The organism is Streptomyces sp. ME19-01-6, from assembly GCF_033793745.1.
Lineage (GTDB): Bacteria > Actinomycetota > Actinomycetes > Streptomycetales > Streptomycetaceae > Streptomyces.
In genome coordinates this window covers 24,204-38,963 of the sequence record NZ_JARAXF010000018.1, presented here as the reverse complement: position 1 = coordinate 38,963, position 14,760 = coordinate 24,204, and the positions used below count along the sequence as shown (strand labels likewise).

The 14,760-nt window shown below is 73.8% G+C and carries 11 protein-coding genes; 7 read left to right on the top strand and 4 right to left on the bottom strand.

What is annotated here, in order from left to right:
- Positions 1 to 55: 55 nt before the first annotated feature.
- Positions 56 to 1,597, top strand: coding sequence for a 3' terminal RNA ribose 2'-O-methyltransferase Hen1 (locus PV419_RS32060; protein ID WP_319694933.1), 1,542 nt, complete (start codon positions 56 to 58; stop codon positions 1,595 to 1,597).
- Complete coding sequence (locus tag PV419_RS32055; protein ID WP_319694931.1) at positions 1,594 to 4,296, top strand: polynucleotide kinase-phosphatase; 2,703 nt, start codon at positions 1,594 to 1,596, stop codon at positions 4,294 to 4,296. Before PV419_RS32060 ends, PV419_RS32055 begins: the two co-directional genes overlap by 4 nt.
- A 197-nt stretch (positions 4,297 to 4,493) precedes the next feature.
- Here PV419_RS32055 and PV419_RS32050 read toward each other — a convergent pair whose 3' ends face one another.
- The 4 genes from PV419_RS32050 to PV419_RS32035 form a co-directional block, all read right to left on the bottom strand.
- On the bottom strand, positions 4,494 to 4,760 hold the full coding sequence (locus PV419_RS32050) for a DUF4235 domain-containing protein (RefSeq protein ID WP_319694929.1): 267 nt from the start codon (positions 4,758 to 4,760) through the stop codon (positions 4,494 to 4,496).
- A 5-nt stretch (positions 4,761 to 4,765) separates the two neighbouring features.
- Positions 4,766 to 5,110: a hypothetical protein gene (locus PV419_RS32045; RefSeq protein ID WP_319694927.1), complete on the bottom strand. Its 345-nt coding sequence runs from the start codon at positions 5,108 to 5,110 to the stop codon at positions 4,766 to 4,768.
- A 266-nt stretch (positions 5,111 to 5,376) separates the two neighbouring features.
- Complete coding sequence (locus tag PV419_RS32040; RefSeq protein ID WP_319694925.1) at positions 5,377 to 6,402, bottom strand: YihY/virulence factor BrkB family protein; 1,026 nt, start codon at positions 6,400 to 6,402, stop codon at positions 5,377 to 5,379.
- 49 nt (positions 6,403 to 6,451) lie between these two features.
- Positions 6,452 to 7,441, bottom strand: coding sequence for a helix-turn-helix domain-containing protein (locus PV419_RS32035; protein WP_319694923.1), 990 nt, complete (start codon positions 7,439 to 7,441; stop codon positions 6,452 to 6,454).
- 72 nt (positions 7,442 to 7,513) lie between these two features.
- Here PV419_RS32035 and PV419_RS32030 point away from each other — a divergent pair, with 72 nt between their 5' ends.
- From PV419_RS32030 to PV419_RS32010, 5 genes are all read left to right on the top strand, one after another.
- Complete coding sequence (locus tag PV419_RS32030) at positions 7,514 to 9,001, top strand: MFS transporter (RefSeq protein ID WP_319694921.1); 1,488 nt, start codon at positions 7,514 to 7,516, stop codon at positions 8,999 to 9,001.
- 224 nt (positions 9,002 to 9,225) lie between these two features.
- On the top strand, positions 9,226 to 9,918 hold the full coding sequence (locus PV419_RS32025; protein WP_319694917.1) for a Crp/Fnr family transcriptional regulator: 693 nt from the start codon (positions 9,226 to 9,228) through the stop codon (positions 9,916 to 9,918).
- Between the two features lie 350 nt (positions 9,919 to 10,268).
- Positions 10,269 to 12,497: a hypothetical protein gene (locus tag PV419_RS32020; RefSeq protein WP_319694915.1), complete on the top strand. Its 2,229-nt coding sequence runs from the start codon at positions 10,269 to 10,271 to the stop codon at positions 12,495 to 12,497.
- A gap of 14 nt (positions 12,498 to 12,511) precedes the next feature.
- Positions 12,512 to 13,342, top strand: a complete 831-nt coding sequence (locus PV419_RS32015) for a hypothetical protein (protein ID WP_319694914.1) — start codon at positions 12,512 to 12,514, stop codon at positions 13,340 to 13,342.
- Between the two features lie 90 nt (positions 13,343 to 13,432).
- The gene (locus PV419_RS32010) at positions 13,433 to 14,656 is read left to right on the top strand and encodes an arginine deiminase (RefSeq protein WP_319694912.1); all 1,224 of its coding nucleotides are present in this window, start codon (positions 13,433 to 13,435) and stop codon (positions 14,654 to 14,656) included.
- Positions 14,657 to 14,760 lie beyond the last annotated feature (104 nt).

The following is a 14,760-nucleotide window of genomic DNA, read 5'->3' as shown; positions in this document are numbered from 1 at the left end:
GAGAAGCGGCCTAAACGATTAGAAACGCGGCGGTGGTCCGGCGATACTCGGACGGGTGTTCTTGACGATAACCACCACCGGCACCGCCGAGCGCCCCGCGACCGACCTCGGGTACCTGCTGCACAAGCACCCCGACAAGGCGCAGCGGTTCTCCACCTCCCACGGCACGGCGCACGTCTTCTACCCCGAAGCGGAGGTCGAGCGCTGCACCGCGGCGCTGCTGCTGGAGGTGGATCCGGTGGCGCTGGTGCGCCGGGGCCGGGGCAAGGGACGGGGCGGCGCCCCGGACGCGGCCCTCGGGAACTACGTCAACGACCGCCCCTACGCCGCCTCCTCACTGCTCTCCGTCGCCCTCAGCAGCGTCTTCTCCAGTGCCCTCAAGGGCCGCTGCAAGGCGCGGCCCGAGCTGCCGGAGCGGCCGATGCCGCTGCGGATCGAGGTGCCCGCCCTCCCCGCGCGCGGCGGCGCCCAGCTGGTGGTGCGGCTCTTCGAGCCGCTGGGGTGGGAGGTGACCGCCGAGCCGGTCCCGCTGGACGAGCGGTTCCCGCAGTGGGGCGACTCGCGTTACGTACGGCTGGTGCTGGAGGGCGGGCTGCGGCTGGCCGACGCGCTGCGCCATCTGTATGTGCTGCTGCCGGTGCTCGACGACGCCAAGCACTACTGGGTGGCCCCGGACGAGGTGGACAAGCTGATCGACTCCGGCGAGGGCTGGCTCGAGCACCACCCCGAGCAGCGGCTCATCACCAGCCGCTATCTGGCCCGCCGTTGGTCGCTCACCCGCAGCGCCCTGGAGCGGCTGGAGCTGGTGCGGCTCGCGGAGGCGGACGACACGGAGGTGGAGGAGATCGACAACGCGGTCGACGAGCGGTCCGACACCGAGGACAAGCCGGTGCCGCTGGCCGTGCGGCGGCGCGAGGCGATCCTCGACGCCCTGCGCTCGGCCGACGCCGCCCGGGTGCTCGACCTGGGCTGCGGGCAGGGGCAGTTGGTGGGCGCCTTGCTCAAGGACCCGCGGTTCACCGAGATCGTCGGTGTCGATGTGTCGATGCGCGCGCTGAACGAGGCGGCCCGGCGGCTGCGCCTGGACCGGATGAGCGAGCGCCGCTCGGCGCGCGTGAAGCTGTTCCAGGGGTCGCTGGCGTATACCGACAGCCGCCTGCGCGGGTATGACGCCGCGGTGCTCAGCGAGGTGATCGAGCATCTGGACCCGCCGCGGCTGCCCGCCCTGGAGTACGCGGTATTCGGCGCCGCCCGGCCCCGTACGGTCGTGGTGACCACGCCGAACGTGGAGTACAACGTGCGCTGGGAGACCCTGCCCGCCGGGCGGGTGCGCCACCCCGACCACCGCTTCGAGTGGACGCGGGAGGAGTTCCGGGGCTGGGCGCGGGCGGTCGCGGAACGCCATGGGTACGCGGTGGAGTTCCGGCCGGTCGGCCCCGACGACCCCGAGGTCGGTCCGCCGACCCAGCTCGCGCTGTTCCGCCTCGGCACCGAGACCGGCACCGAGACCAGCAGCGAGACCGGCGGCGGCAGCGCGACCAGTACCGAGACCAGCAACGACATCGACACCACGACCGCGAAGGAGACGGCCGCATGACTTCCCCAAAGCGCGGCCTCGCCGTGCCCGACCTGTCCCTCGTGGTCCTCGTCGGCACCACCGGCTCCGGCAAGTCCACCTTCGCCCGGCGCCACTTCCTGCCCACCCAGATCGTCTCCTCCGACGTCTGCCGCGGGCTGGTCGCCGACGACGAGAACGACCAGAGCGCCACCCCCGACGCCTTCGACCTGCTCCACTACATCGCGGGCAAGCGGCTCGCCGCCGGGCGGCTCACCGTCGTCGACGCGACCAACGTCCAGCCCCAGGCCCGCCGCAGCCTGGTCGAGCTGGCCCGCGCGCACGACGTGCTGCCGGTCGCCATCGTCCTCGACGTGCCGGAGAGCGTCTGCGCGCGGCGCAACGCCGAGCGCCCCGACCGGGCGGACCTGCCCGCCCATGTCATCCCGCGCCAGCGCCGCGAGCTGCGCCGGTCGCTGAAGTCCCTGGAACGCGAGGGCTTCCGCAAGGTGCACATCCTGCGCGGCGAGGAGGAGGTCGAGGCCGCCGGGATCGTCACCGAGCGCCGCTACAACGACCTGCGCCACCTCACCGGCCCGTTCGACATCATCGGCGACATCCACGGCTGCCGCTCGGAGCTGGAGACCCTCCTCGGCGAACTCGGCTACGCGCTGCGCCGCGACCCCCTCGGCCGCCCCGTCGACGCCACCCACCCCGAGGGCCGCACGGCCGTCTTCGTCGGCGACCTCGTCGACCGCGGACCCGACAGCCCGGGCGTGCTGCGCCTGGTGATGGGCATGGTCGCCTCAGGCGCGGCGCTGTGCGTGCCCGGCAACCACGAGAACAAGCTCGGCCGCTACCTCAGCGGCCGCGGCGTCCGGCACACCCACGGCCTGGCCGAGACCATCGAGCAGCTGGAGAAGGAGGACGCCACCGACCCGGCCTTCCGCGACCGGGTGCGGGACTTCATCGCCTCGCTCGTCAGCCACTACGTGCTGGACGGCGGCGCGCTGGTGGTCTGCCACGCCGGGCTGCCCGAGAAGTACCACGGCCGCACCTCTGGCCGGGTCCGCTCGCACGCGCTGTACGGCGACACGACCGGCGAGACCGACGAGTTCGGCCTGCCCGTGCGCTACCCGTGGGCCGAGGACTACCGCGGCCGGGCCGCCGTGGTCTACGGCCACACCCCCACCCCTCGGGCGTCCTGGCTGAACAACACCATCTGCCTGGACACCGGCTGCGTCTTCGGCGGCCGGATGACCGCCCTGCGCTGGCCCGAGCGCGAGCTGGTGGACGTCCCCGCCGAGCGGGTCTGGTACGAGCCGGTCAAGCCCCTGACGACCGAGGCCCCGGGCGGCGCCGACGGCCGCCCGCTCGACCTGAAGGACGTGCACGGCCGCCGCGTCGTCGAGACCCGGCACATGGGCCGCATCGCGGTGAAGGAGGAGAACGCGGCGGCGGCGCTGGAGGTCATGAGCCGCTTCGCCATCGACCCGAAGCTGCTCGCCTACCTCCCGCCGACCATGGCCCCCTGCGCCACCTCGCGGGAGGAGGGCTACCTCGAGCACCCGGGCGAGGCGTTCGCCGCCTACCGGGCGGACGGGGTGCGCCAGGTCGTGTGCGAGGAGAAGCACATGGGGTCGCGCGCGGTGGTGCTGGTCTGCCGCGACGAGGCGGTCGCGAGCGAGCGCTTCGGCGCGCCGGAGGGCGTGTCGGGCGCGCTGTACACGCGTACGGGCCGGCCGTTCTTCGACGACCCGACGATGACCGAGCGCATTCTGCACCGGCTGCGCGGCACCGTCACCGGCGAGGGCCTGTGGGAGGAGCTGGACACCGACTGGCTGCTGCTCGACGCCGAGCTGATGCCGTGGTCGCTGAAGGCGGAGGGGCTGCTGCGCAACCAGTACGCGGCCGTGGGCGCGGCCTCGGGCGCCGTGTTCCCCGGGGCGCTCGCGGCCCTGGAGTCGGCCGCCGGGCGCGGTGTGGAGGTGACCGCCCTGCTCGGCAAGCAGCGCGAACGCGCCGCGGACGCGGCCGCCTTCACCGAGGCCTACCGGCGCTACTGCTGGCCGGTGGGGGATGCGGCAAGCGGCTGGCCGGGTGAGCAGCAGGAGACCGGCAGGCGGCGCACGGTGGGGTCGCGCGGCACGGACGGCCTGGACGGCATCCGGCTGGCACCGTTCCAGATCCTGGCGGTGCGCGGCCGCAGCCTCGTCGCGCTCCCGCACGACCAGCAGCTGGCGATGATCGACCGGCTCATCGAGCGGGAGGAGTTGGACTCCTCCGCGAACAACTCCATCTGCGCCTTCACCCCGAAGCACATGAACCGGCTGCTCGCCCCCACCCGCCGGCTGGTCGTCGACACCGAGGACGAGGCCTCGGTCGCCGAGGGCGTGCGGTGGTGGCTCGACCTGACGGAGGCGGGCGGCGAGGGCATGGTGGTCAAGCCGCTGCAGGGGCTGGTGCGCAAGGGGGACGGCCGTCTCGTCCAGCCGGGCGTCAAGTGCCGTGGCCGCGAGTACCTGAGGATCATCTACGGCCCGGAGTACACCCGCCCGGAGAACCTGGACCGGCTGCGGGAGCGGCACCTCGGCCACAAGCGCTCGCTCGCCCTGCGCGAATACGCGCTCGGTCTTGAGGCGCTGGACCGGCTGGCGGACGGGGAGCCGCTGTGGCGGGTCCACGAGGCGGTGTTCGGGGTGCTGGCCCTGGAGTCGGAGCCGGTGGACCCCCGGCTGTAGCGAGGCCCACCCCGACGGCCCGGCCACCAGGGTCGTAGGGGCCTGGGCCGGGACCGGTCGGGGCCCCGGTCAGGTCTGGGGACGGCCGCCGGGCGGCGGCGCGGAAGGCGCGGCGGTGCTGTGGTGATCCCTCCGGGCGGTTGCCCGCGCGGTAGGGGCGCCGGTATTCATGCGCACCGGCGCCCCTCCTGGATGCGTCAGCCGGGCCAGGTACCGGTCAGACGGCGGACGACGGTGGCGCCGCCGCGGTCGACGGCGGCCTTGATCGCGGCGAAGATGGCGCCCTGCAGCGCGGTGGCGAGCAGTACCTCGCCCCAGGTGCGTTCCTCGTCGGTGGCGCCGGGGGCGTCATCGTCGTGGCCGAGCATCTTCCAGGTCTGCTTGAACACCGCTCTGGCGGCCATGCCGCTGACCGCGCCCAGGGCGAAGCCGACCGGCTTGTACGCGATCTTCGATGCCTTCACCCGGCTCACCCCTTTCGGCGGCGGCAGGCCAGCCACATCACGACGGTCACGCCCGCGGCCGCGAGCAGCAGCTTGCGGTTGTCCCGCGCCAGCCGCGCTCCCTGGGCCGTGGTGTGCCGCACCGGCTCCGGTGCCTTGCCCTCCCACAGCCGCTCGGCCTGGGCCGCGGCCGCTCGCGCGTGCTCGGCGGCGTGGGCGGCCTTGTCCTTGACCGGGTCGGGCAGCTTGTCCTGAGCCTGCTGTACCAGGTCGGCGGCTTTCGCCTTCAGCTCCCCGGCCTTCGCACCGGTCTGTTCCGCCAACTCGCCGGCCTTGGCGGCGGCCTGCTCATCGTGGGACGGCTGGGTCATCGTGCACTCCCCTTGATCTCGGCCACATCGGCCTTCATGTTCTGGATCGTCTGCGCGATACGGGCGGTACGGGTGGTGCGGCCCGGTCGACCTGTCCTCGACACGACGATCACCTCCCGTCCATGCGTGCGTGCGCGCCGGTCCGCCACAGCGGCGTCCCAGTCGCCTGCTGGTGGGGCGGGTACCCAGAACGGCCCAGTTCAGAGGCGCCCACTGAACAGACCGATGGCGACGTCGCTGGGGTAGTGGGCGCCCGCGCGCCCGTGCTACTCCAGGCGGCGGCGCTCTTCTTCGTCCCACTTGCGGACATCACGCGGCTCGACGTACGGCTCCTCCCGCGGCGGATACCCGCCGATGACGGCGCGCTGGCGGGCGGCCTCGGCGTCGAACTCCAGACCCAGCAGGATGGCGATGTTGGTGATCCACAACCACACCAGGAAGATGATCACGCCGGCGAAGGTGCCGTAGGTCCCGTTGTACGAGGCGAAATTCGCCACGTAGAAAGCGAACCCCGCCGAGGCGAGCATCCAGATGAGCAGGGCGAGGAAACTGCCCGGGGTGACCCACTTGAAACCGCGGACCTTCGCGTTGGGGCCGGCCCAGTACAAGATCGCGATCATGAGGGTGACCAGGAGGACCAGGACCGGCCACTTCGCGATCGACCACACGGTCAGCGCCGTGTCGCCGATCCCGAGCACGTCGCCGGCCCGGCGGGCCAGGGGGCCGGTGAAGACCACGATCAGGGCGCTGACCACCGCAATGACGATCAGGACGACGGTGAGGGCCAGCCGCAAGGGCAGCACCTTCCACACCGGGCGGCCTTCCGGCAGGTCGTAGACGGCGTTGGAGGCGCGGATGAACGCGGCCACGTAGCCGGAAGCCGACCAGATGGCCAGGGCCAGGCCGACGATCGCCATGGCGGACCCGATGCCGGCGTTGCCCTGCAGCTGCCGCACCGCCTTACGGATCACATCGCGGGCGGCGCCCGGGGTGAGCTGCTGGACGTTGTCCAGGATCGCACTGGTGGCCGACTGCCCGGCGATTCCCAGCAGGGAGATCAGCACCAGCAGCGCGGGGAACAGCGACAGGATGGCGTAATAGGTCAGGGCTGCCGCGCGGTCGGCCAGCTCGTCGTCCTTGAACTCCTTGAACGTTCCGCGCAGCACCGCCCACCACGACTTCTTCGGCATCTGGGTCGGAGTGTCCGGTGCCTTGCGCTCCACTTCCGGACCCGGACCGAACCTCTCCGGCTCCCGCGCGCGCTTGCGTCCCAGTTTCATGAACTTCGCCATGAGCAGGCGGGTAACCACAAAAGGCGCAGTCACCCGGGTGCCGCGCCGGTCAGGTCTGCGGTGCGGCGGCCGGGCGGCGGGCGTGGAAGGCGCGGCGGTAGTCGTGCGGCGGTACCCCCACCGCCCGGGTGAAGTGGCGCCGCAGATTCGCCGCCGTGCCGAGGCCGCACAGCTCCGCCACCCGGTCCACCGGCAGATCCCCGCCCTCCAGCAGCTCGCGGGCGCGCGCGATGCGCTGGGCCTGCAGCCAGCGCAGCGGTGTCGTGCCGGTAGCGGCGTGGAAGCGCCGGGCCAGGGTGCGGGGGCTGGTGTGGGCGCGCCGCGCCAGGTCGGCGACGGTCAGCGGGGTGTGCAGGCGTTCGGCGGCCCAGTGCAGCAGCGGGGCGAGCGAGTCGTCGGTGCGCTCCGGCAGCGGCGCCTCGATGTACTGGGCCTGGCCGCCCGGCCGGTGGGCGGGCGCGACGAGTTGCCGGGCCAGGGTGTTGGCGGCCTCGCTGCCGAAGTCCTCGCGCACCAGGTGCAGACAGACGTCGATGCCCGCCGTCGAGCCCGCCCCGGTGACGACGTCGCCGTGGTCGACGTACAGCACGGACGGGTCGACGAGCACGGCCGGATAGCGCTCGGCGAGCAGCCGCGCGTGCATCCAGTGGGTGGCCGCCGTGCGCCCGTCGAGAAGGCCGGTCGCGGCGAGGGTGAAGGCGCCCGTGCACAGCGATACCAGACGGGCGCCGCGCCGGTGGGCCTCCCGCAGCGCGTCGATGAGCTCGCCGGGCGGGTCACCGTGCACATCGGCGGAGGCCGGGACCATGACGGTGTCGGCGTTGACCAGCTCCTCCACCCCGTAGGGCGTCTGTGCCGCGAACCAGGAGCGGGCGGCGACAAGGCCGCCGGTTCCGCCTTCTGCCGGGCCGATGGCACACAGCTTCAGCTCGTACCAGGAGTCCGGGATCTCGGTGCGATCGGTGCCGAAGACATGGCAGACCAGGGCCAGTTCGAAGGCGGGCATGCCCTCGGTGACGGCCACGGCTATGGAACGCATGGCAGAAATGTAGCGGGTGTTGTCACCCTTGCCACTCGCAGGGCCGAGCAGTGCCGCCGATGCTGGATGGACATGAAGATCCCTGCCATGAAGGCCCAGGGGAGCGGTGTGCCCGCCCCCGCGCCCTCCCCCGCCCCTGACCCCCGCCGCTGGCTGATCCTCGCCGTGGCGTCCACGGGGCAATTCCTCGCCGTACTCGACCTGATCGCGGTCAACATCGCCTTCCCCGCGATCGGCGAGGACTTCCGCTCGGCCTCCACCGCCGAGCTCTCCTGGGTCCTGAACGCCTACACCATCGTGCTCGCCGCACTGCTGGTCCCGGCCGGCAGGTTCGCCGACGAGACGGGGAGGCGCCGTTCCTTCCTGCTGGGCATGGCCCTGTTCGGGGTGGCTTCGGTCGGCTGCGGGGCCGCCCCGGGTCTCGGCTGGCTCATCGCGGCGCGCGTGGTGCAGGGCGCGGCGGCGGCCGTCGTGGTGCCCACCTCCCTCTCGCTGGCGCTGCCCGCGTTCGCTCCGCGCGAGCGGGCCACGGCCGTGGGGGTGTGGACGGCGGTCAGCGCGGTGGCGGGGAGTGCGGGCCCAGTGGTGGGAGGGCTGCTCGCGGCCTCCGACTGGCGGTGGATCTTCCTGGTCAACGCCCCGGTGGTGCTGGTCGCGGTGTCGGCGGGCCCACTGCTCCTGCCGCGCTCCGAAAACCGGTACTCCGAGAACCGGTGCTCCGAGGCCGCGCGGACCGAGCGCGTAGGCCGTGCCCGCCGCCTGGACCCGCTCGGCACCCTGCTGGTGCTCCTGGCCACCGGCTCCCTGACCACCGCGTGCGTCGAGGCACCGGAATGGGGGTACGCCGCGCCCGCCACCCTCGCCTTTCTGACCGCGGGGGCGGTGACGGGCGGGTTGTGCGCGGTCCACGTGCGGCGTCACCCGGACCCGGTGGTGGACCCGGCGCTGTTCCGCACGCGCGGATTCACCACGGCAACTTTCGGCCTGTTCAGCTACTTCCTCGCCTACGCGGCGATCCTGCTCGCCGCGACCTGGATGTTCACGGGTGTCTGGGGCTATTCGACGCGCCGCGCAGGCCTGGCTCTCGCCCCCTGGCCACTGACGCTGCTGGTCGTCTCGACGCTGTCGGGGCGGATCGTCCGGGCCTTGGGGGAGCGGCGCGCGGCCGTGCTGGGCGCCGCCGCCTTCACCGCCGCGCCGGTGTGGTGGCTGCTTGCCGCGGGCCCGTCGGGGGACGGGGCGCACTACGTGACCGGCTTTCTGCCCGGACTGGTCCTCGCCGGGATCGGCGCCGGTCTGTACCAGCCGGTGATGTTCGCCGCGGCCGGACAGCTTCCCGCCCGGCGGCTGTCCTTGGGGTCGGGCGTGCTGATGATGGCGCGGCAGGGTGGCACCGCGCTGGGCGTCGCGGCCCTGGTGGTGGTCACCGGCGGCGCCCGGCAGCCGGACCTGGGGGCGCTGCGCGCGGGCTGGGTCTTCGCGGCGGTGACCGCCGCGGTCGCGGCGCTGGCGGGCGCGGTCTTCCGCACCGCCGACGACCGGGCGGGGAGGCGCCATTGACGTGCCTGTGACATGTGCCTAGCGTGCTGTCGCCCATGTCTCGGTCGCAGGGTTCTCGCCGGACTGTCTCAGGACTGTGCGCGGGCTTCCGCACCACCCGCCCGCGGCGCCTATAACTGGAACAGCCCCCGACAGCTGGAACAGCGAGAGTGTCCTGCGCGAGCCGGACGACGCACTTGTATCGATATGCGGCTCCGCCGCGTGGCACCGAGCGGGGAGGGTGGATGAGTCTCTTCGAGGGGGGCAGGCCCTTCCTTGACGCACTTCCCGCGCAGGACCGGCGCGCGCTGCTCGCGCTCGGCAGGCGCCGGACGTACGAGCCCTCCCAGGTCGTGCTGCGCGAGCACGACCGCACGACCTTCGTCGTCGCCATCACCTCGGGCTGGGCCACCGTCTCGGTGGAGACCGAGCGCGGTGTCCGTCTGATACTGGCCCTGCGCGGGGCGGGCGAGGTGGTCGGCGACCAGGCCGCCGTCGACCACGGCTCGCGCAGCGCCACGGTCACCGCGCTCGGGCGGCTGGAGGCGGTCGTCGTCTCCGGCGACCGCTTCCGCGCGTATCTGGCCGCGCGCCCCGCCGCCACTGTGCTGATCATGCGCCAGCTCAGTTCCCGGCTGCGCAGCTCCGACGGCGAACGGCGCTCCCTGGCCTCCGAGAAGGTGCTGCAGCGCCTGGCCGCCCGCCTCGTCGAACTCGCCGAACGCACCGGACGCACGGAAGCCGACGGCGGCATCTCCGTGGATCTGCCGCTGCCCCAGCACGACATCGCCGCCGCCGTGGGGTCGACCCGGGAGGCGGTCGCCAAGGCGCTGCGCCTGCTGCGCGACCAGGGCGTGGTGCGGACCGCCTCGCGCCGTTTCGTCGTCGTGGACACCGCACTGCTGCGCCTGCTGGCCGAGGGGCGCGTGACGGGGTGACCGGCCGCGCCCGGCCCGCGAGCGAGCGCCCGCGCGTGAGCCCCCGGGAATCTGCCCCGACTGTGTAAACGGCTACAGCCGCCCGAGCTCCGGGCCGCGACTCTGGAGAAGGCACAGGGAGCGGGACCGTGTGCGACGGGGGTGCACGCGGCGCAGCGCCCGGCACCGGAGAAGGGCGGCGGAGCGGAGCACGGGGGCAGAGCCCCGCCGCCCACTTCGGCCAGGTCGTATGACAGCCGCACGACAGCCATACGACAGGCGCACGACAGCCACGACAGCAGTGCGGCGCCATGGACCAGCCCCCGAGCCGCGAGACACGCACGGCACCAGGCATGAAGGACGGCGGGGCGATGAGCGGACCGGAAGCCACCCACACGGACAGCTGGACGCGGCGGACCACTCCGCACGAGGAACGGATCGGCACGCGCCTGGACATGCCCATGGACAGCATGGACAGCATGGCCGGCCCGCTGGGCACCGTGGGCGAGGCGGGCGGCGCCCGGGCGGCCCGCGAGGCATGCGCGAATCTGCGCCCGGACGCGCGTCCGGGCGCCGCCCGCCACCCGGCCTGGGGGCCATCCGCCCCGGCCGGCCCGCTCCCCGAGGGGCCCGTGGCCCACGAGGAGCTGGCCCGTCTGCGCCGGATCCACCGCCGGGGTCCGGGCTATGCCGCCCTGCGGGAACACCTGCGCCGCACCCACCTCCTCGCGCTGTGCGGCGAGCCCGGCTCCGGGCGCGGCTGGACCGCGCTCGCGCTCCTGGCCGAGCTGGCGGAGACGACGGGCGGTGGCGTCTGGCGGCTGGGCCCTGTCCGGGCGATCCCCGGCCCGGGCCCCGGTTACGGCGCCGAACACCCCGCCCCGGCGGGCGACAAGACCGCGCGGGGCCACGGCTATCTGCTCGAACTGCCCACCGAGCCCCCCGCCCTTCAGTCCCTCGCCTTCCAGGCCCATGCCTTTCAGCCGGCCGACGTCGGGGTCACCGGCCCGGAAGCCCTGCTGGACCGGCTGCGCGCCCACTTCGCCGAGCACGAGGCGTTCTGCGTCGTCCTTGTTTCTGGCGTTTCTGGCGTTTCTGGCGTTTCCGGCGGCGAGGCGGCCGACCGCCTGCTGCGCGGCCGCCGGCACGCCGTACCGTACGAGCCCCCGGCCGCCGCCGACGTCCTCGACGCACACCTGGCCGACCTGCTGGCCGACGAGCCGCCGGACCTCGTCCGCCGGGCCCGCGCGAGCGCCGTGAGCGCCGAGGTGACCGAGGCGCTGGGCCTGGAGGAGCCGCTGCCCGGGGAGGCGGCCCGGCTGGCCGGTCACCTCGCCGAGCACGCCCGGGGTGCGCTGTCCAAGGCGGAACTGCTCGCGCGCTGCCGGTCGTTCGCGCCGCGCCAGGCGCGCGAGTGGTTCACGGACGCCGGCCGGCCCGGCACGCTGCCCGCCGCGCTGCCCGCGCTGCGCCGAGCGGCGCAGCGCATCGCCCTCGCCGTCTTCAACGGCTCGGCCCACAGCCTCACCGTCGAGGCCGCCGAACTGCTGGCCTGGGAGCTGGCGGTCACCCTCGACCCGCAGTACGCGCCCGGGCGCCCGCTGTTCACCGCGCCCGCCGACGCCCTGCCCACCGTCGCCCGCGCGGCGCCGGGGGAGGGCGTGGAGGACCTGGGTGATGCGGCCGTGCCGGTCCGTACGGTGTGGTTCCAGGGGCGCGGGCTGGCGCCCGCGGTGCTCTTCGAGGTGTGGGACCACCACCACAACACTCGCGGCCCGATGGCGCGCTGGCTGCGCGGGCTGTGCGACGACCCACGGCCCCAGGTATGGGTGCGTGCCGCTGTGGCCGCGGGCGTGCTCAGCGCCCGCGACTATCTGTACGGCCTCACCGAACTGCTGCTCCCGCTGGCCCGTGGCGACAGCCCGGTGCAGCGCATGGCGGCGGCGACCGCGCTCGCCGAGGCGTCGCGCGACGCCCACGTACGCCCCGGGGTGGCGGGCCTGCTGGGCGGCTGGGCGGCGGGCGGCGACGAGCGGGAGCGCGAGACCGCCGCGCTGGCCCACGGCTACGGCCTGGTGGCCGGCTCGGTCACCGCGTCCCTGGAGGAGCTCGCCCGGATCGCGGCCACGGACGGCGGCTCCACCGCCTCGTACAGCGCGGTGCGGCTGCTGGCCGGGGCGGAGCCCGGGGCCGTACTGGCGCGGCTGGCCCACTGGCTGGGCGACACCCGCCGCTCCCGCCGCGACCTCGCGCTGCTGACGGTGCTGCGCGCGGTGGGGACCCGCACCTCGCACCTGTGGGGTCTGCGGGAGGTGCCGGAGCTGGCCCCGTACGCCGCCTGGCCGCTGGCCACGGCGCTGCTGGCGGCCCGCCCCGAGTGCCGGGCGGCGCTGGCCGAGCCGCTGCGGGCCGCGCTGACCTGGGCGAGATCGGCCGAGGCGGCCGAGGACGCGCTCGTGGGCTGGATGCGGCGGGCGGCCGGTGACGAGCGCCAGCTGGCGGTGTTGTGCGACTTCCTGCCGCTGCTGGTGCAGGAGGGCCACGAGGTGCTCGACGCGCGGGCCGCCGCGCGGATACGGGAGGTGCTGGAAGCACTGTGAGGAGAACGACGGCGATGGTGGATGAGGCGATGTTGGAAGAGGCACTGTTGAAAGACAAGGCGGCAGATCAGGCAGCAGACACGGCAGCAGACAAGACGGACCAGGCGCGCCCGGCCACTCCGGCCACCCCGGCGGCTTTGCCCGCTCCGGTGGCGAGGGGGCACCTCCCAGCGGTAGCCGGGGGAGCGCGGAGGCTGCGTGAGGCGCTGCGGCAGGGCGGCGAGGCGTTCCCGGCGGCGCTGCGCGAGGCCGACGACGGCCTGCTGCTGAGCGCGCTCGACGACGGGATGCCCGCCGACCGGGCCACCCGCGTCGTCGTGGAGCTGGTGCGCCGCGCCCCCGAGCGCGGGCCGGAGCTCGCGGACGCGGTCTGCGAGAAGGTGCTGCTGGCCAGGCTCTACCTCGACGCGGGGGAGCAGCCGGGCGCCGACGACCGGCTGCGGGCGCGCAACGCGCTGATGCTGTACGACGGCCTGGTCCGCCCCTGCGCCCGGCGCGGCGGCACGCCGGAACTACTGGCGTGCGTGGTGCCCGCGCTGTGGGCCGCGCGGGGCGGCGCGGGCCGCGAGGTGGTGCGCCGCATCGTGGACTCCCGGCAGCCCACGGGGTTCGGCGAGCGGGCCTGGAAGGAGCTGTTCACCGGCGCCGCCGAGGAGTGCCGCGAGCACGAGGCCGCGGCGGTCACCGCCGCCCGGCGCGGGGCGCGCCGCTGGTGGCCGCGGAGTCGGAGGCCGGGCCGGGACGGCGGCCGGATCGATCTGCAGCCCGGCCAGCTGTGGGTGGCCGTCCTGCTGGGGCTGATCTCCGTGGCCCTGGTCCTGATCGTCGTCCTGGCCGCCCGGTAGCGCTGCCCCCAGGCGCCGGGACCTCGCCGGGGCGTCGGCGGGACGCCCGTACGGCCTTCACCTCGGGACCGCAGCGGCGAAGATGGAGACATGGGATTCCATGTGGACTCCGAGGCCGGGCGGCTGCGCCGCGTCATCCTGCACCGCCCCGACCTGGAGCTGAAGCGGCTTACGCCCTCCAACAAGGACGCGCTCCTCTTCGACGACGTCCTGTGGGTGCGCCGCGCCCGCCAGGAGCACGACGGCTTCGCCGATGTGCTGCGCGACCGCGGCGTCGAGGTGCATCTCTTCGGGGATCTGCTGGCCGAGAGCATGGCCGTCCCGGCGGCGCGGGCGCTGGTGCTGGACCGCGTCTTCGACGAGAAGGAGTACGGGCCGCTGGCCACCGACCACCTGCGGGCGGCCTTCGACGAACTGGGCGGCGCCGAGTTGGCGGGGGCGCTGATCGGTGGCATGACCAAGCGGGAGTATCTGGAGCGGTATCCGGAGCCGGTCTCCATCCGCTTCCACACCATGGAGCCGGACGACTTCCTGGTGAACCCGCTCCCCAACCACCTCTTCACGCGGGACGCCTCCGCCTGGGTCTACGACGGGGTGTCCATCAACGCGATGCGCTGGCCCGCCCGCTGGCACGAGACGGTCCACTACGAGGCCGTCTACCGCCACCACCCGCTGTTCGCGGACGGCGGCTTCCACGTCTGGTCGGAGGGGCAGGCGGCCTATCCGTCGACGATCGAGGGCGGCGACGTCCTGGTGATCGGCAATGGCGCGGTGCTGATCGGAATGAGCGAGCGGACCACGCCGCAGGCGGTGGAGATGCTCGCGCGCGGGCTGTTCGAGGCCGGCTCCGCCCGGACGATCGTGGCTCTCGACATGCCCAAGGCCCGGGCGTTCATGCACCTGGACACCGTGATGACCATGGTCGACGGGGACACCTTCACGCAGTACGCGGGCCTGGGGATGCTCCGCTCGTACACCATCGAGCCGGGCGGCGCCGACCAGGAGCTCAAGGTCACCGACCATCCGCCGGAGCATATGCACCGGGCGATAGCGGCCGCGCTCGGCCTGGACGCCATCCGGGTGCTCACGGCCACGCAGGACGTGCACGCGGCGGAGCGCGAGCAGTGGGACGACGGCTGCAATGTGCTGGCCGTGGAGCCGGGGGTGGTCCTCGCCTACGAGCGCAACGCGACCACCAACACCCATCTGCGTAAGCGCGGGATCGAGGTCATCACGATCCCGGGCAGCGAGCTGGGGCGGGGGCGGGGCGGCCCGCGCTGCATGAGCTGCCCGGTCGAGCGAGACCCCGTCTAGCAGGGTCCAGGGGCACGGCTACGATCGCGGAGCCGAACAGGCTTCCGTATATATACGGTGTCTCGTATAGACTTCCATCGTTCCCCTCGTGATCGCACCCTAGG